The sequence below is a fragment of the Runella sp. MFBS21 genome, from assembly GCF_029433105.1.
Lineage (GTDB): Bacteria > Bacteroidota > Bacteroidia > Cytophagales > Spirosomataceae > Runella.
Genome location: NZ_JARNTW010000003.1, coordinates 482,086 through 501,187, shown reverse-complemented (window position 1 = coordinate 501,187; position 19,102 = coordinate 482,086). Strand labels below are relative to the sequence as shown.

Here is a 19,102-nt window from a genome sequence, read left to right as displayed (position 1 = left end):
ATAAATATAATTTGAAAGCATGAAACTTGTTTTTACATGGTTGCTGGCAGTGTCACTAGTGGTGGGAGTGCTAGGATGTGAGACTACAAAAGGAGATGACGAGGATGACCCCCAACCTGAGCCAGGTGTCACCAAGACCGAATTGCTGGCCGGAACCTCCACTAAATCATGGCGGGTAGAAGTAGCCAAAGTAAATGGTTTGAATGTATTGCCTTACACACTTGCGTGTGCTAAGGATGATAATTGGGTTTTTAATACCAACAAAACGTATGAGCGTAATGAAGGTGCAACCAAATGTAAACCTACTGACGAACAAGTTTATGAAAAGGGAAGTTGGGAATTTAATACCGCCGAGACGGAGCTTATTCTCAATAAAACCACAAAATATACGATAAGCAATTTTACGCGAAATACGCTAGAAATATCAACTAAAAACGTATCAGGAGAAACGGAAGAGTTGACTTTAAAAGCAAATTAATTAATACATTTTTGTTGGCTAAGTGTTGAGTAAAAGGTTTGAAGAAGCCTGATATTGAACACTTAGCTTTTTTTTATGATGATATGCCAACTCCAAAAACGCTGGTAGTGATTGCGGGCCCCACGGCAGTAGGAAAAACAAATCTGTGTGTGCGTTTGGCAAAATTTTTTGATACAGAGGTAATCTCGGCCGATTCGCGGCAGTTTTATCGAGAATTGAGCATCGGTACTGCCAAACCCACCCCCGAAGAAATGGCGGGTGTACCGCATCATTTTATAGATTCTCATTCGATTGATATTTTGTATAGTGCAGGGGCCTTTGAGCGAGATGCTTTGGCGGTGATAGATAAGATTTTTGAGACAAAAGACATTGTCATCTTGACAGGAGGCTCAGGGCTTTATATCAAAGCAGTATGTGAAGGATTGGATGATTTGCCTGAGACTCCGCTGGAGCTTCGCACCGAACTTATGCATCGACTCCAACTCGAAGGACTTGAATCGCTCCAGAGTCAGCTGCGTGAATTAGATCCAGTTTATTGTGCCCAAAACGACCTCCAAAATACGCAAAGAGTGGTGCGTGCCTTGGAAGTATGTATAATGACATCTAAACCTTTTTCGTCTTTTCGCGAGCGTCAGCCTGTAAAACGTCCCTTTCAAATCATCCCAATAGCGCTCGAAAGAGACCGGGAAGAATTGTATCAGCGCATTGATATGCGAATGGATGATATGCTTCGTAAAGGGCTTGTCGAAGAGGCCAAATCCCTACTACCGTATCGCGAGCATAATGCTCTCCAAACGGTAGGTTATAAAGAAGTTTTCGATTATTTCGACGGGCAATATGGGTTTAATGAAATGGTTAGATTGTTGAAGCGCAACTCGCGCCGCTATGCTAAGCGCCAGCTTACATGGTTTAAGCATCAAGGGAATTTTAGATGGTTTAAAGCGTCTGATTTTGAGGGGATTGTAAAGGAAGTTGATTTAATTTCAAAAAGATATAGTTAAAATTACCATAAGCTGTTGCTTTGTTAAAAATATATTACTATATTTAGATAAAATTTCACTAATAGGCAGTGAAGTTTGACAAATAAAGTACATAGGTTGAATAAGTAATTTTAAAAAAATGCACCCTTCGGTCGCGAGAAGCAACTCTACAATAGAAGTACAACTGATAGTGGATCTTCAAGCAGAGGCTACCTCTTTGGCAGAGGCTGCTTTCGCTAAAGTATACCGTTTATACAATCGGTATTTGTATGGAATTGCTTTGAAATATCTTAAAGATCCCGCTTTGGCAGAAGATGCGCTCCAAGATATTTTTTTGAAGTTTTGGACTCATCGTTATCAATTAAATACCCAGCAGTCTCTCAAAGGTTTTTTGGCGACTATGATGAAAAATCACCTTCTTAATGTGTTAAGGGATCAAAAACGCGAGATTTTACGATACATCGAATACACCCTCGACTGGTCTGAAAGCGAAGGAACAGGGGAGGAAGTCAAACAATGGGACGAATATAGTAGCATACTTCAGCAGGGAATTTCAAAGTTGTCGCCTCAAAAAAAGAAAGTATTCGAACTAAGAATGCAAAGTGGGCTCAAAAACGAGGAAGTAGCGTTTCAAATGGGTCTCTCTATTAATACGGTTAAATTTCAATTTTCTCAAGCCCTTCATTTTCTCAGAACCTACGTTCAACACCGTATTGAAATTGTTTTATTTCCAATATTATTTTGGATAATGTTTTGATTTTCAATCTTCTAGGTTTTTTATCTAAAAAAAACTTAAAATAATCTTCATTTAGTATAATACCACTCTTGTGGTTTGGTGTATAAGGAAGTAACATTTCTTACACGTCAACCTATGCAATCAGAATTAGTTGAAAAGTATTTTAATAATCAGTGCAGCGTAGAAGAGGCTGAGCTAGTACTCAAGTGGTTTGATACTAAAGAAGGACAGCAGTACTTACAGCAGCGTTTAGATGATGACTTAGCCCATAGAGAGCTTAGTGAATCAGAAGCTGCTTTTGATTCGGAAGCCTTATTGGCTCGCCTGCAACAAAAAATCAATAAGCGCACGACTTTTTCTAATGTGCATTCGATGTATTGGACATGGGCACGTTGGGTGGCAGCAGCTATGGTAGTACTAGCAGGAGGGTATTGGTATCAGTTTATGAAAGAGGAGATTGTTCAAACTGCCTATGGCGAGACGCGCACCGTAAAACTATCTGATAGTACGCTAATCACTCTCAATGGCAATTCAAAATTACGTTTCAAAAAACAGTGGCACAGTTTTCAGAAGCGGGAGGTGTGGATTGAGGGGGAGGGCTTTTTTCAGGTAGCTCATACTCCTAATCATCAGCATTTTTTGGTGCATTTACCCAATAAAGTAAATGTAGAAGTACTCGGGACTGAATTTGATGTGTATGCTCGTAAAACCAAAACTCGCGTAGTACTAAATACTGGAAAGATTCAACTCACTCATTCAGAGCAAGACTATACACCTTTGGTAATGAAGCCAGGGGACTTGTACGAGTCAAATGCTCAGGATACAAAACTTGTCGCCCGTAGGGTTAATTCTGAAGTCTATTCTTCGTGGCGTAATGCCCGACTCACTTTTGACAAAATGTCGCTGGCTGACATCGCCCAACAGCTAGAAGATACCTATGGATTAGAAGTAGTAATAGAAGACAAAACGCTACTTCGTCAAGAATTTTCGGGCACAATTCCTACCCAAAATATTGATATTTTGCTAGAAGCTCTAGGACGTTTGTTTGATCTGAAAATTATTAAAAATCAAGATAAAGTCATTATCCAATCCAATCAATAGCCATTTTTCAATTAATCACCCAAAACAAAGTTAAACTCACTCAAAACCTAAAACTACACACATGATGAAACGAATTGTACACTGGCTGATGAGCTTGGGACTTGTGGGTGTTCTGTTTACAGAATCATCACATGCTCAGTTGGTAGCGTCGAATCAGCGTTACACGCCTCAAGAGAATGGGAGTACCTCCGAACGACCCAAAATGATAGCCCTTAAGACTGTACTTACTGATTTAGAAAAACGGTATAAAGTATCGTTTATTTATCGTAGTGAATTAATGGATGCTCAAATTCCGTTGGTCAATACTGGAAAAGCATCTAAAGTAGAAGATCAACTTGATAAAGTCCTAAAAAATAGTGGCCTTAAATACGAGAAAGTACGCGATAATTTCTACATTATTTTGTCAAGTGAGCAAAAGAAAGAAAAAGTGATTCGTAAGCTCAACAAAGTCGATTTCCCTGAAACCTCTCATAGCGTAAGTGAAATCAATACCACTCCTAATACATTGATGGCTTCGAAGATAACCCGTATGGGGTTCAGCATGACATCAATCGCTGACCGTACAGTCCAAGGTAAAATTACGGACCAAGAAAGTGGAGAAATGCTAGCAGGAGTAAGTGTACTTCTAAAAGGTACTAACAAAGGTACTACTACCGACGGACAGGGACGTTATCAATTGTCGGTACCTGACGGAGATGTAACCTTGGTTTTTAGCTTTATTGGGTACGCCTCCCAAGAAGTAAGAGTAACATCGGGACGTACATCTATTGATATAGCTTTGGCAGCCTCTACTTCATCTTTGAATGAAGTAGTTGTGGTAGGGTATGGTACTCAGAAAAAATCCTCATTGACGGGAGCCGTATCGTCAGTAACTCAGAAAGAACTCAAGGCTTTGCCCGTAGTAAGTGCCACGCAAGCGATGCAAGGACGTGTACCGGGGGTATCGATTACCAACAACAGCGGCCCAGGTTCTGAGCCGGTAGTAAGGATACGTGGTGTAGGTTCTATTAGCCTTAATCCCAATCCATTGTATGTGATAGATGGGGTTCCAGCAGGAGGGCTCAACAATATTGACCCCAAAGACATTGAGTCGTTGGAAGTACTTAAAGATGCAAGTGCCGCAGCTATTTATGGGTCTCGGGCAGCTAACGGGGTGGTTTTGATTACTACCAAAAAAGGCTCCAACAATGGGAAATTGAGCATCGGAATTGATTCTTATGTAGGTACTCAATCGGCTTGGCGAACCCTCGATTTACTCAACCGCGATGAATATATTCGTTATGGTACAGCGCTCTTGACCGCCGCCGGACAGCCTATTCCGGGACGATTTACGAATCTGAATGTTCCTATTTACGACGGTGCTACGCAGACTTTTGCACAGACCGATACCGACTGGCAAAAGACGATGTTTAGAAATGCCCCTATTACTGACAATCAGATATCGCTATCAGGCGGTAATTCCACCTCACGTTTTTATGCATCATTAGGGTATTTCAAACAGGAAGGGATTTTGCCTTTTACCAACTACGATCGCCAAAGTTTTCGTATTAACTCTGACCATAAGGTCAATAAGTACCTGACGATTGGACAAACCTTATTAGCAGCTACCGACTTCCGCACCCAAGAGCGAGACGGAGGTGGTCGGAGTTTGGTAATGAATATCATGAGGATGATTCCGTATTGGCCCGAACGCGACCCAACAAAAATTGGAGGGTTCAGCACAACAGCCCAAGGCTTAGACGCTACTGACCCCGAAAATCCACTTCGCGTGGCAGAACAAGAGCAGCAGTATCAAACCGACCGCGCTTTTAAGTTTTTAGGGACGATGTTTGCCGAACTTAAGTTTACCGATTGGTTGAGGTATCGCTTTACGATGGGGGGAGATTTTGCTACATCGCGTTTCAATTCGTTTTTACCTATCTACAATGACGGTAACCGTAGCCGGGTTATTGCCGACGTGAGCGAAACACGTAATCAATATTTCTCGGCGGTGTTTACAAATCAATTGACTTTTGAAAAAACGTTGGGTAAACATTACGTGAATCTAACAGCGGTGGCCGAAAAGCAACGAGCTTCTTCAAGAGGTCTGACAGCACGAGGACAACGTCCCGACAACAATATTCAGGTGATTCAGGGGGTATCTAATCCAAATGGCTCAAGTACATTGTCAGAAAACACCTTGATTTCGTACGTAGGTCGTCTCAATTACGAGTATGCTGGTAAGTATCTAATAGGAGGGTCGATTCGGAGAGATGGCTCTTCTAAGTTTGCTCCAGGGCGGAAATGGGGAACCTTCCCTGCCGTATCGGTAGGGTGGCGTATCAGCGAAGAAGAATTTATGAACTCTTTACCGATGATTTCTGAATTGAAACTTCGTGCAAGCTATGGTCAAACAGGATACAACTCTATCGGCGATTATGAATGGCAGCCATTGGTTCAAGCCAATAACACCATTTATCCTTTTGGGAATCAAAATACTAACCTAGGTTCGTACTTCAACCGATTGGGCAACAATCAGTTGAGCTGGGAGGTGACAAGTATGAGCAACGTAGGCCTAGATTTATCTCTTATGAGCAACAAAATCACTGTAAGCACCGAATACTATACTCGTCAAACAGAGGGGTTATTGTTGAGTGTACCTTTGTCTGAGTCATTAGGATATTCAGAAAGCCCCCTTGCCAACGTTGGAAGCATGAAAAACTGGGGTTTTGAACTTGCCGCAGGTTATAATTATAGTAGCAGTAACTTCAATTGGAATCTTACTGGAACTTTTGACGTGACGCGCAATAAAGTGTTGAGTTTGGCTACGCCAAGTGCTACTATCAATTCGGGGGCTAATTCTGACTTTGGTGGCAATGACATTACGCGTACCGAAGCAGGGCATCCTATTCAATCTTTCTATGGATGGCAGGTAGAAAAAATCTTCCAGAATCAAGCCGAAATCGACGCTGTGAACAAAAAAGATGCCAATGGACAGACGATTTATTACCAAAACGATAAAACCGCTCCTGGTGATATCAAATTTAGAGACCTCAATGGCGACGGCAAAGTAGATGCAAGCGACCGCACTTATTTGGGTAGCTTTATTCCTAAGTTTTCGTATGGTCTCAACTGGTCTGGTAATTTCAAAAACTTTGACTTTACCCTTTATTTCCAAGGAGTACAAGGCAATAAAGTCTATAATGGTACCAAAGTGATTGGACAAGGAATGCTTCGTTTGTTTAATTCTACTACCGATGTTTTGAATGCTTGGACGCCACAAAATACCAATACGGATGTGCCAAGAGCTGTAAGTGGGGATCCTAATCAAAACACTCGCACATCCGATCGCTTCTTGGAAGATGGTTCTTATTTACGTCTCAAAAACCTAAGCATTGGCTATACCATTCCGGCGGCTTCGCTTAGCAAACTGACCCGAAATGCTGTAAATAAGCTTAGAGTATATGTGTCAAGCCAAAACCTCTTGACCTTTACTAAATATACAGGCTACGACCCTGAAGTTTCTTCAAAAAGCTATAATTTATTGAACAATGGAATCGACTATGGTCAGTATCCACAAGCCCGTACTTTGATGTTTGGGGTAAGTTTAGGATTCTAGCCTAGTAAATTTTAGAAAAGTGTGCGGACTTAACACATTAAAAGGATTTCAATAATGATGAAAATACCAATGAAAAAAGCAATCGTGATTACTGGTATATTGGCTTTTGGGATGGCCACCAGCTGTAGCGACGAAGACTTAAACAAAGTAAACCCTAATGGGGTGACGTTTGAGACTTATTTTAACAATGAAGCCGAACTGACAGCGGGCGTAAATGCTGTCTATGCCCTAATACAGTCAAATAGCTTGGTTTCAAGAGAATGGTTTTTTACCCACGACCTTCGAGGAGATGAGATGGCTTCAGGGGGAGGACAGCTCGAAACACCTCGTAATCAGCTCTTGATTGGGGTTCATGACCCCGCCAATGGTCTCACAAATAGTATCTGGAGAGGATGGTATCGTACTATTCACAGAGCCAATGTAATCATTGAAAAAGGCCCTACTGTAGCCAATATGCCTACCGCTACCCGTGACCGTCTCGTGGGCGAAGCTCGCTTTTTAAGAGCATGGGCTTATTACGAACTAGGGGTGTTTTTTGGAGGTGTACCTATTTATAAAGAGTTTGTAAAGTCGGTAGAAGGCTCAGCGCCTCGTTCTACTCAAAAAGAAGTATTTGATTTGGTGATTGCAGATTTGAAAGCGGCCGAATCAGGTCTCCCAGCTTCTTATGATGCCAACAACCAAGGGCGTGCTACTAAGGCGGCGGCTCAGACGCTTTTGGCACGTACCTATCTTCAAATGGGTGACTACAATAGTGCCAAAACTGAATTACAGAAAATAGTAAATTCGGGGTTTTATAAATTGGTGGACAATTACCTCGACTTGACCAACGAAGAAGGTGAGTTTAATAGTGAGTCTATTTTTGAAATAGTATATGCCCAGTCAGGAGGCGCTTACAACTGGGGCGGCGATAGTGATGGCTCGGCTGTTCAAGAAGAAACCGTACGTACGCAGGAATATTCAGCCGTAGGATGGCGAAATGTAATTCCTTCCAACAAAATGCTGAACGCTTACGAAAGGGTTTCTAAAGGAGATGCCAAAAATGACCCTCGTTATGATATGTCTTATTGGAAAGAAGGTGACAAATTCAACAACGGTGCAAGTACCATGACTGACGACCGAGTGCAAGGAAACTCTTCGGTGGTGGATGGTGTCACTCAAAAAGTAAGTTGGCGCAAATATTCTGTCTTGTATAAAGTTGATAATGGGTTTGTGACAAGTGGTATCAATATGCGTATCATGCGTTATGCAGATGTGTTGTTGATGTTAGCCGAATGTGAAAATGAACTGGGCAATTCGGCGGCGGCTATTTCTTTGATGAATCAAGTCAGAGCTCGAAAATCGGTAGCCATGCCTCCTTATCCTACCAAAAATTACCCTTGTAGCAATCAGAGCGAAGTGTTTGATGCGGTGGTGCATGAGCGTATGATAGAGCTTGCAGCCGAGCAAATTCGCAACTTCGACATTGTTCGTTGGCGCAAAAACAAAAAACAAAAAACGGAGCCTATTTCTTACTTTATTGCCAATAAGCATGAGTTGTTGCCGATTCCACAGAGTGAAATTGATAACAACCCCAAAATTGAACAAAAAGACCAAAATCCTAGCTATTAGTTTGAAGGCTCTATTGACAAAGCCCCTTCGATGTGGAGGGGCTTTTTTTCATAAATTTGTGATATGACTAAACTGATTCCTCTTTTTGTGGTAGTGCTAATGAGCTGTCTTATGGGCTGCCATTCGGATGATGCCCTCTTCTCGCGGTTAGATGCCTCCCAAACGGGCATTGATTTCCGAAACAATATCCAAGAAAATGACACACTCAATGTGTTTAATTTTGAATATATCTACAATGGGGGAGGTGTAGGCGTAGGCGATGTCAACAATGACGGTAAGCCCGATGTGTTTTTAGCGGGAAATATAGTAAGTAGTAAGCTCTATTTAAACGAAAGCCAAGAAGGAAAGATTCGATTTAGTGATATTACAAAAATAGCGCGTACGGAGACTGCTTACTGGTGTACGGGAGTTGCTATGATTGATATTAATCAAGACGGGTGGCTGGATATTTATGTTTCTACGGCATTTCCTCAAAAAAACAAACCTGCCCCCAACTTGCTTTTTCTAAATGAAGGAAACAACAACGAAGGCATTCCTACTTTTCGGGAAGTGGCGGCTGAAGCAGGGCTGGCTGATTCGGCTTATGCTACCCAAGCGGCTTTTTTTGATTATGACCATGACGGTGATTTGGACGTTTATCTCTGCAACAACTCTCATGAAGATTTTAACCGTAATGAAATCATGGGACAGCGCACCGACGGTACGGGCAATAGTCAGGATAAACTACTACGTAATGATGGCTCGCTTCCAAAAAACGTAGGGGTAGCTTCGCCTAATTTTCCTCATTTCACAGATGTATCCAAAGAGGCTGGAATTCAGATAGAAGGCTGGGGGTTAGGGGTTGTGGTCAAAGATTTTAACGGAGACGGCTGGTCGGATGTGTATGTGGCAAATGATTTTCAGTCCAACGACCAGCTTTACATCAATAATCGTAATGGTACATTTACTAACAAAATAGCGGATTATTTGGCGCATCAATCCCACAACTCAATGGGGGTAGATATGGCCGATTTCAACAACGACGGATTGGAGGATTTGTGTGTAGTAGATATGCTTCCTGAAGACAATCTACGGCAAAAAACGATGTTTCCGACTGTAACGCATGACAAATATGAGCAACAACTTTTGAAAGGGTATCAGCCGCAGTTTGTTCGTAATATGCTTCAACTCAACAATGGTCCCATCCCTATGGGCAATGGTGCTGTTACTTTCTCTGACATTGGCTACATGGCTGGCGTGGCAGCTACTGACTGGAGTTGGGGGCCGCTTTTTGCGGATTTTAACTTGGATGGCTGGAAAGACTTACTAATTACCAATGGCTATGTCAAGGATGTGACCGATATGGATTTTACGTCTTATGCCAATGAGTATAACTTTGGTGGGAAAACGTCGAAAATCCAACAATTGCGTGAAAAAGCCAATGAATTAGGGGAGGTTAAAAAGCCCAATTGGTTGTTTATCAATAACCAAGATTTGACATTTACCAATAAAGCTGCCCAATGGGGTTTGCCCGAAAAGACATTTAGCAATGGTACCGCCTATGCCGATTTTGATGATGATGGCGACTTAGACCTTATCATGAATAATCTTAATGACGAGGCTTTTGTGTATCAAAACAATGCTCGAAGCAAAGACGCAGAATCTAAAAACAATCATTTCCTGAAAATTAAACTCCAAGGTGAAATAGGCAATCTGGAAGGAATTGGCGCTAAAATCACCCTGTGGCATCAGCAACAGCAGCAGTATGCCGAGCATACCCTCCAGCGCGGGTATTTGTCTTCGGTCGAAAATATGGAATATTTTGGTTTGGGTAATACTCCTTCCATTGATTCAGTTGAAATAAAATGGTCTTCAGGAAAGCGCCAATTATTAAAAAATGTAAGTGCAAATCAGACTTTGGTGCTTGCTGAAAAAGAGGCTAAAAATGAGGTTCGTGAACTGCTCCAGACGCCCGAAATGCCTATTTGGATAGAAGCGAGTCGATCTTTGGGTATTTCTTTTGTGCACGAAGAAAACGATTACATGGACTTTAATTACCAACCTACTTTGCCGCACCGTTATTCTCGCCAAGGCCCTAAAATTGCCGTTGGAGATGTCAACGGCGATGGGCTAGAAGATTTTTATGTGGCAGGTGCTTCGCGTCATAGTGGATATTTTTTTATACAAACTCCCCAAGGGTTTATCAAAAAAAACATGACCAATCAGCTTGCCGAAAAAAGACAAGAAGAAACGGGTGTGTTGCTTTTTGATGCTGATAATGACGGTGACAATGATTTGTATTGTGTAGTAGGAGGTAATGAGTTTGCCGATACAGATGCCTATCAAGATATGCTTTTTGTGAATGATGGTAAGGGCAATTTCAGTGCCGCATCGCAGGCACTACCCCTTACTACCGCAAGTGGCTCGTGCGTGGTAGCGGCTGATTATGACCATGATGGCGATCTGGACTTATTTGTAGGAGGAAGAGTAGTACCGCGAAAGTGGCCGCAGCCTGCGCGTAGCTATATACTGCGAAACGATACTCCCAAAGGTCAACCAGATAAATTGAAATTTACGGATGTGACCGCCCAATTGAATCCCGAACTTGCCACGATTGGTATGGTAACGACGGCCCAATGGGTAGATGTGGATAATGACCATTGGCCAGATTTGGTAGTGACGGGAGAATTTATGCCCCTTTTGATTCTCAAAAACAAACAAGGCAAATCATTACAAAAAGTAGAGCATGAGCTAAATCATCAAAAAGGATGGTATAACAGCTTGGCCGCTGCCGACTTTGACAATGACGGTGATATAGATTTTGTAGTGGGAAATTTAGGGCTGAATTCGCGGTATCGAGCTTCTGAACAGCAGCCTGTGAGGGTCAGAGCCAAGGATTTTGATAGCAATGGCAATTATGATGCGTTTTTGTCGCTCTACAACGACGGTCGAGAGTATCCCGCACATCCGCGTGGGACGATGGTGGAGCAAGTGGCGAGTCTCAAGCGAAAAGTTTTGTATTATCATAAATACGGTAAAATGGGCTTTGATGATTTGTTTTCTAAAGAAGACCAAGATGGAATGTACAAAGAAGAAGCCAATATTATGGGCTCAGTATATATTGAAAATCTAGGTAATGGACATTTCAAGGCCAAGCTTCTTCCTACGGCTGCACAAGTCGCCCCTATCAATGATATCTTACCGCTTGATTTTGATAAAGACGGCAAATTAGACATCGTAGCAGTAGGTAATTCGTACGCGCCAGAGTCACTAACAGGGCGCTATGATGCCTCTCAAGGATGGACATTGAAGGGAGATGGTCGTGGGAATTTTACCCCACTCGCCACTTCAAAATCAGGATTTTGGGTAAGGAGCGACGCCAGAACAGTAGCCAAAATCACGCTCAAAGATACTCATACGGCTCTCATCGTGGGCTCAAATGCAGATAGCTTGAAAGTTTTTAAGCCTTTGGTTGACATAAAAAAAGCGCGGTAATAGTCCGCGCTTTTGTACAATAAGCCATGAGAGGCTTATTTCATATTGGTATATACATTCTGAACATCGTCGTCTTCTTCAATGCGCTCAATGAGCTTATCTACTTCGGCAGCTTGCTCTTCGGTGAGCTCTTTAAGCTCAGTCGGGATGCGCGTAAACTCCGCCCCTTTTAGTTCATAGCCTTTTTCTTCCAAAAAGGTTTGGAGGCTTCCGTAGGCCGTAAACTCTCCGTAGATGTTGATTTCGTTGGTATCTTCGTCCAAAAATACTTCTTCGGCACCATAATCAATCAACTCAAACTCTAGCTCTTCGAGGTCGATATTGTCGGCTGAAATTTTGAATACACATTTACGGTCAAACAAGTAATCGAGCATGCCCGATGTGCCAAGCGTGCCGCCAAGTTTGTTGAAATAGCTACGCACATTGGCTACGGTACGGTTGGTGTTGTCGGTAGTGGCTTCAATCAAAATCGCAATTCCGTGCGGTCCTTTTCCCTCATATACTACCTCTTTGTAGTCTTCTTGGTCTTTAGACACGGCCCGCTTGATCGCCCTTTCTACGTTGTCTTTGGGCATATTAGCCGCTTTGGCATTTTGGATGATAGCACGTAAGCGTGAGTTGTTTTGAGGATCAGAACCTCCCGCTTTTACAGCCATTACAATATCCTTACCAATACGGGTGAAGGTTTTGGCCATCATTCCCCACCGCTTTAGTTTACTTGCTTTTCGGTATTCAAACGCGCGTCCCATATCAAATGAGTGAATCTATGTTTTAGTAAAAGGTAAATAGTCCTTTTTTTTGAAATAAAGTCTCGGCTCTATTGTCCGAACTACCTCCCTGTGATTATTGAATATTTAAAAGAATTTGATTTCGTAATATATCCTCCATTGTCTCTCTGGCTCTGATGAGGTGTGCTTTACCTTGATACACAAGTATTTCGGCGGGACGAAAGCGGCTGTTGTATTGGCTACTCATCGTAAATCCATAGGCTCCTGCGTTGAGTAGCGCGAGCACGTCGTTTTCGTGTACTTCATTGAGGGTTCTTGCTTCTGCAAAGGTATCAGTTTCGCAAATATACCCTACTACATCATAAGTTTGAGTGTGTGTACTTACTGGATTGGAGACATTTACGATATGATGATAAGAGCCATACATCATAGGCCGAATCAAGTGATTCAGTCCTGAGTTGACTCCTACAAAAGTACGATTGGGGGTGGGTTTTACTACATTGGCATTTACCAAAAGAACCCCTGATTCGCTTACCAAAAACTTACCCGGCTCAAACCAAAGCTGAAGTTTGCGGCCTAGCTTTTGGCTTAGTTGGTGAAATGCTTCGCTAAGTTGAGCCCCTAGTTCGGGCATCGCAGTGATAGGGTCCCCTTCTTTATAGGATACTTTAAAGCCGCCTCCCAAGTCGATGATTTGGAGCTTAGGGAAAGAAGCTGCAAATTCAAAAATGATGTCAGCAGCGCGTACAAAGGCTTCTGCTTCTTTGATGTCGGAGCCAGTGTGTTGGTGCAGCCCTACCACGTTCATGTCATATTGACTGACGATTTGGAGGATTTCGTCGCGTTGACGAATGTCAATTCCAAATTTTGAACCTTCATGAGCCGTCATGATTTTGGCGTTGCCACCCGCTGCCACATTGGGCTTGATTCGAATCATGCAAGGCACAGTATTGCCGTATTTTTCGCCAAATTTTTGAAGTACCGAAAGATTATCCAAATTGATAATCGCACCTGCCGCAACTGCGGTTTCTATTTCGTCAAAAGATACTCCACTTGGCGTAAAGGTAATATCGCTACCTTGGTAGCCTGCATGTAATCCTAACGCTAATTCTTGGGGAGACACCACATCAATCCCGACGCCATTTTGGCGCATCAGTTGGAGGATAGAGATATTGGTGAGGGCTTTGCAAGCAAACTTTATTTTCAAATCAACCGTCGCAAAAGCGCTACGTAGTTGATTGATTTTTTCTACAATTTTATCGGCATCATACACATAAAGAGGAGTGCCAAATTGCTGGGCAATATCCAGCACCGGAATGCTTTGTATTTCGTATTGGTTGTTATTGATTTTCACAGAGCGACTAAATTACAGAACCCCCAGACGGTTATTGGGGCGATGTTCCAGATTTTGAGGCGCAAAGATAGTCAATGGTTTCTTTTAGCGAAAAAATATAACACAACATTCCGGTGCGGTAGCTTATTTTTCTTCTTTCATCAATACCAATTTAAAGACCCCGTCTTTGAGGGCAATCTCATCTTTTTGGGATTGTTTTTTGTAGTCCCACTTTTCGGGGTCGATATCCGAATCGTAGCCTGTGGCACTTGTGATGGCTTTGTCTTCCATTTTGTTGATGATACGCCCTACGCCTCCAAAAACCGTCGAGCTAGTGCGTTCTTTCCAATAAGTACCGTCGAGGGTAGCGTTGAATTTACCTTCAAGTGTTTTTTCGGACGAAGCCGTAATTTCTATTTCGCCACCGTTTTCGCGGCGCGATTTTCCCATGTGAAATTCCATACGTGGGCTGCGGGTTTCTTCAGCATACCGTACTATGGCGATACCCTTGTATTTGCCGTCTTCGGTAAATTCTTTCATGGTTTTTTTGTTGGAACCATAATCTTCATCCACAATTTTGTATAGTCCTGGACTAGGAACTTCTTTTCCTTCTAACGAATAAAACCAAAAACGCAAAGACTTGTCGGGCTTAATGGCATTGGCGGTAATATACCATGTGGGGCCAATCCTGATACGGCGAGGAGCGGTCTTATATTCTTTGCCGTCGATTTGTACACTAAGGCTATTGTCGTTGGAAATTTGGGCAAAAGAGGAGGCTGAAATTGCCAAACCAAGTAGTGTAATAACGAGAGATTTCATGGTAAGTAATTTGGATAAAAGTGAACAATGAAAAGCAAATTTTTCAAAAAAAGATAGCAATACCTAGCTCACTTTCGTGATTTTATTTAACGGAGTGGAGTATTAAAGCCCTGATAATGGGGTAGATGATTAAGGTAAGAGGAGGCTTACACGATGCCTAGCTGGGCAAATACGGGGAAGATGACGGGCAAGGTAGGGGCTGTTCCCCAGACTAGAGAGAGCTTTTCTTCTAAATCAGGAATCGGATTAAAGCCGTTGGTTTTCTCAAATTTACGTACACTCGACCATGTATTGAGATACAAACAAAGCTGCGTGAGAGTCCAATCATATTGTTGCAGAAAAACTTTTTTTTCAACATTCCGATAAGGAAAAGGAATATCGGCGTATTCGTTTTCTATATGTTGCCGTTCAGTATCCCAAAATGCCCCCACCACGTTGCGATAAAAATCCAAAATGATAGCGTCGATTTTGGGCAAAATTTGCAATAGCTCATATCCCCACACCGAAATGATGGCATCTTTTTTGGCAACTCTTTTTACTTCGGCATTAAATGCCCCGAAATCAAACCAATGAAGCGCTTGGCCTACTGTAATGAGGTCGAAAGTAGCGTCTGCAAAGGGAGTGTATTCAGCTGGAGAAGTTTGATAATGTACATTGGGCAGTGCGATTGCCTGACTAAGTTGGGCTTGACTGAGGTCAGTGGCTTCTACTTGTTTAAAACGCTGTGCTAGTATAGAAGCCACTTGGCCGTTTCCGGTGCCACAATCCCATGCACAATCAAACTGCTTGACATAACTAAATACCCATTCATACAGAGCCGTAGGGTAAGTGGGACGATAAAGCCCATAATCATGAGCGTGCCCAGAGAAGAGGTCTTTCATAGGATAGAATTTTACAAAAACTTTATACCAAAACCTGCCCATACGGATTTTGACTCCGCATTTGTTTTTTAACTTGCATCAAAAATAATGATAACTATGAAGAAAATATCCTTTCTTTTTGCTCTTATGTTCCTGTGTGCTTTGTGTGGCTTAGCGCAGATTCAGTCAGGGCCTATGGTGGGCTATTCGGAGATGCGAGAAGTGTTACTTTGGGTACAAACCAAACAAGCTGCTAAGGTGAGGTTTATGTATTGGGAACAGGGAAACCCTGCCCAAAAACTAAGTACAGATGAGGTAACTACCGCCAAAAATACCGCTTTTGTTGCACGTCTGATAGCCGACCAAGTGCAGCCTAGCAAGAAGTATGATTATGAAGTGTGGATTGATGGCAAAAAAGCAAATGTTAGCTATCAGCTCAGTTTTCAATCGCAGACTTTATGGCAATGGCGTACCGACCCTCCTGCTTTGAAATTTGCTTTTGGAAGCTGTGCTTATATCAACGATGCTCCCTACGACCGTCCCAATGCTTACGGCGGCGAATATGAGATTTTTAAAAGTATTGCCTCCCAAAAGCCTGATTTTATGGTGTGGGGCGGCGACAATACTTACACCCGTGACCCTGATTGGAATACACGTACGGGGGTGCTTTATCGCTATACACACACCCGCTCGTTGCCAGAGCTACAGCCTTTACTAGGCTCGGTGCATCATTATGCTATTTGGGACGACCATGACTATGGCCCCAATGACGCTGACCGTAGCTTTGCACTCAAAAATGTTACTTCCGAAGCCTTCCGCCTTTTTTGGGGAAATCCTAACTATATCTTTGATGGCGCCTGCACAGGTACTTTTGAATGGAATGACGTACAGTTTTTCTTATTGGACGATCGTTGGTTTCGTAGTCCCAACAACCGTACCGACGACCGCACCTATTTTGGTGATGCTCAAATCCAATGGCTTATCGATGCACTTATCAATAGCAAAGCATCTTTTAAATTTATCGTGACGGGTGGTCAGGTAATCAATGCTGCCAATCTGTTTGAAAACTATGCGACTTATGGTGAAGAACGGGCGCGTTTTCTCCAAAAAATTGCGGATGCCAAAATTTCAGGCGTAGTATTTTTGACGGGTGACCGCCACCACACAGCTTTGCACAAGTTGGAGCGTTTTGGAACCTATCCTCTTTATGATTTTACGATTTCTCCCCTTACTTCAGGAGCTGGAAAACCCAATGATATAGAAAAAAAGGCCGCTACTTTTGTGGAAGGGACTACAGTTGAAAACACCCGAAATTTTGGCATTTTTGAAGTGACAGGCCCTGCCAAAGAAAGAGTGCTAAAAGTAAGCGTATATGATGCCAAAAACAAACCGCTTTGGACGCGTGAAATCAAAGCTAGTGAATTGAAATAAGGGTGGATTATTTACTAAAACGAATACGGACATTTTCCATAAACAAAAAATAGATGCTTACTGTTGCCTTGATTCAGACGGCACTTTATTGGGAAAACCCCACCGCCAACCTTGCAATGTTGGAGGAAAAAATAGCCGAAATTACCCAAAAAGTTGATTTGATTGTATTACCCGAAATGTTTACGACGGGTTTTTCGATGAAACCTGAGGCGCTGGCAGAACCCATGAATCTCACCACTTTCAGATGGATGCGTCAGATGGCGGCACAGTCGGGAGCGGTGGTTACGGGAAGTTATATTGTTCAAGAAAAAGGGCAATATTTCAATAGGCTGCTTTGGATGCAGCCCAATGGCGAATATGATTATTATGACAAGCGGCATTTGTTTCGGATGGGAAAAGAGCACGAGCATTATACCGAAGGGCAGCGACGTATCATCAAAGAAATCAACGGATGGCGGATTTGTCCACTGATTTGTTATGATTTACGTTTTCCAGTATGGGCTAGAAACCAAGGGCTTGTCTATGATGTGTTGCTGTACGTAGCCAATTGGCCTGCGGTGAGGCGAGACCCTTGGAATACGCTTTTGCAAGCGCGAGCTATCGAAAATTTGAGTTATGTACTAGGGGTCAATCGGGTAGGAGAAGATGGACATGGCGTGGCTCATTCGGGAGATTCGGTCGTGATTGATTTTAAGGGGGATTTGCTTACTGACCGAGATTCAGCCGAAAAAACCGTCATTTATACCTTAGACAAAGATGCTCTCGTGAGCTTTCGAGAGCGTTTCCCAGCGCATTTGGATGCCGATGCGTTTGAGATTCAGTACTAAAATTCGACTACTGAATAGGCGGCTTGATGGGGTTGACGCGTCTGGTCGCCTATTTTTGTGCGGTTTCGGTCGTCATCATGAATCACCAATAGACGATGAGCGCCTACAAGGGTTAAATCTTCCGCTTTGTGATTGAATTTTAGAGGCTGCCCTGCACGATCATAAACAAGGTTCAATTTGTTGTTTTTGAGATCGTTTTCGGTGGCCCACCACAGATAGGCACAATTGGATTGGGTGTCACTTTCCATAGAAGTAAGTACCCAAAATATTTTGCGCTGTACGTCATATTCGATGCAAGACAGGGCGAGTGGTTTGGGTAAAGAAGGGTGAAGTTCGGCAATATTAATATCGGCCATAGTTTGAAGATTGTTCTCAAATATTAAAGAGTCACCCGCCATGTGATAGGAGGCCGTCAATACTTTGGCTTTATACTTGAAGTTGTCATACTGTTTTCCTTCTTCCCGCACTCCAAAATAAAGTTTGTCTTGGGTAGCTGCTAATCCCTCAATTTTGAAATAAGGCATCCCATTTGGAAATTCGGGAGAAGTGAGCGCTTTGGAAAGGGCATTTCGTAAACTGACCGAAAATTTTTCACCTGCTACAAGGTGCACGGCTTTAGGCTGTATTTGCTGAGGATTGTTGCCGACGAGCCAGTACAAGAGGGTGTTGTAAGTATCCCACTCGTGGCTACCTTCTTTGATACGATCAAATGCCGTGGTCAAAAAGGCAACTTTACCGTTGGGCGTCAATGCAAAATCTTCGTATTTCTGAGCTGCTTTCAAAAGTGATTGTGTAAGATAAGTGGGCTTGGCAGAAAACGTGCCCATATCGGCATATGCCCAATAAAACACCGAAGCGTTGGCGCCAGGCATATCTTTGTCATTTGCCAATGTCACATTTTTGCCGTCGTACAAAATCGCCGAAGCTTCGCACCATACATCTTTGCCTCCCGCTTGTAGTCCTGCTTCAAAACAATCAATAAACCCTTCTTTGACAATCATTGCGCCTTGAGATAGTTTAGTGGCGGGACGCTGACACTGAGTGAGTACCAAACAAAAAATCGCCGAAAGAAAAATAGAGAATGAGTTTTTCATGAGAGGGAGTTGGGAGGAGGCTGTAATGCAGT

At 42.7% G+C, this 19,102-nt stretch carries 14 protein-coding genes; 9 read left to right on the top strand and 5 right to left on the bottom strand.

Translation table 11 applies throughout. The annotated features are described in order from the left end of the window. The first annotated feature begins 19 nt into the window (after window positions 1–19). The 7 genes from P1X15_RS09505 to P1X15_RS09475 all read left to right on the top strand — a co-directional run bounded on the left by P1X15_RS09505 (window position 20) and on the right by P1X15_RS09475 (window position 11,978). Window positions 20–478, top strand: a complete 459-nt coding sequence (locus P1X15_RS09505) for a hypothetical protein (protein ID WP_273215460.1) — start codon at window positions 20–22, stop codon at window positions 476–478. Between the two features lie 83 nt (window positions 479–561). After that, a complete protein-coding gene (miaA, locus tag P1X15_RS09500) occupies window positions 562–1,479 on the top strand; it encodes a tRNA (adenosine(37)-N6)-dimethylallyltransferase MiaA (RefSeq protein WP_277337908.1) in 918 nt (305 codons plus the stop codon). 118 nt (window positions 1,480–1,597) lie between these two features. Continuing rightward, the gene (locus P1X15_RS09495; protein WP_277337907.1) at window positions 1,598–2,215 is read left to right on the top strand and encodes an RNA polymerase sigma factor; all 618 of its coding nucleotides are present in this window, start codon (window positions 1,598–1,600) and stop codon (window positions 2,213–2,215) included. 114 nt (window positions 2,216–2,329) lie between these two features. Beyond that, window positions 2,330–3,295 (top strand): FecR family protein, encoded by a 966-nt coding sequence (locus tag P1X15_RS09490; RefSeq protein WP_277337906.1) that lies wholly within the window; start codon window positions 2,330–2,332, stop codon window positions 3,293–3,295. 61 nt (window positions 3,296–3,356) lie between these two features. Continuing rightward, on the top strand, window positions 3,357–6,893 hold the full coding sequence (locus P1X15_RS09485; RefSeq protein ID WP_277337905.1) for a TonB-dependent receptor: 3,537 nt from the start codon (window positions 3,357–3,359) through the stop codon (window positions 6,891–6,893). A 69-nt stretch (window positions 6,894–6,962) separates the two neighbouring features. Then, complete coding sequence (locus P1X15_RS09480) at window positions 6,963–8,504, top strand: RagB/SusD family nutrient uptake outer membrane protein (protein ID WP_277337904.1); 1,542 nt, start codon at window positions 6,963–6,965, stop codon at window positions 8,502–8,504. Between the two features lie 63 nt (window positions 8,505–8,567). Beyond that, window positions 8,568–11,978 carry a VCBS repeat-containing protein gene (locus P1X15_RS09475; protein ID WP_277337903.1) on the top strand — a complete coding sequence of 1,137 codons (3,411 nt, stop codon included), beginning with the start codon at window positions 8,568–8,570 and terminating at the stop codon, window positions 11,976–11,978. 35 nt (window positions 11,979–12,013) lie between these two features. On the opposite strand, the gene P1X15_RS09470 is transcribed toward P1X15_RS09475, so the two are convergent. From P1X15_RS09470 to P1X15_RS09455, 4 genes are all read right to left on the bottom strand, one after another. Further along, on the bottom strand, window positions 12,014–12,727 hold the full coding sequence (locus tag P1X15_RS09470; protein ID WP_028666894.1) for a YebC/PmpR family DNA-binding transcriptional regulator: 714 nt from the start codon (window positions 12,725–12,727) through the stop codon (window positions 12,014–12,016). Window positions 12,728–12,821: 94 nt separating this feature from the next. After that, on the bottom strand, window positions 12,822–14,060 hold the full coding sequence (gene lysA, locus P1X15_RS09465; protein WP_277337901.1) for a diaminopimelate decarboxylase: 1,239 nt from the start codon (window positions 14,058–14,060) through the stop codon (window positions 12,822–12,824). Window positions 14,061–14,183: 123 nt separating this feature from the next. Further along, entirely contained in the window at window positions 14,184–14,858 is a 675-nt protein-coding gene (locus P1X15_RS09460) for a hypothetical protein (protein WP_277337900.1), read from the bottom strand. A gap of 146 nt (window positions 14,859–15,004) precedes the next feature. Beyond that, a complete protein-coding gene (locus P1X15_RS09455) occupies window positions 15,005–15,739 on the bottom strand; it encodes a class I SAM-dependent methyltransferase (protein WP_277337899.1) in 735 nt (244 codons plus the stop codon). Window positions 15,740–15,835: 96 nt separating this feature from the next. Between P1X15_RS09455 and P1X15_RS09450 the strand changes: the two genes are divergently transcribed. Together P1X15_RS09450 and P1X15_RS09445 are read left to right on the top strand one after the other, a co-directional pair. Continuing rightward, entirely contained in the window at window positions 15,836–17,149 is a 1,314-nt protein-coding gene (locus tag P1X15_RS09450) for an alkaline phosphatase (protein WP_277337898.1), read from the top strand. Window positions 17,150–17,202: 53 nt separating this feature from the next. After that, entirely contained in the window at window positions 17,203–17,976 is a 774-nt protein-coding gene (locus P1X15_RS09445) for an amidohydrolase (protein ID WP_277337897.1), read from the top strand. On the opposite strand, the gene P1X15_RS09440 is transcribed toward P1X15_RS09445, so the two are convergent. After that, window positions 17,973–19,070 carry a hypothetical protein gene (locus P1X15_RS09440; protein ID WP_277337896.1) on the bottom strand — a complete coding sequence of 366 codons (1,098 nt, stop codon included), beginning with the start codon at window positions 19,068–19,070 and terminating at the stop codon, window positions 17,973–17,975. The two genes, P1X15_RS09445 and P1X15_RS09440, sit on opposite strands and share 4 nt — an antisense overlap. Between the last annotated feature and the right edge of the window lie 32 nt (window positions 19,071–19,102).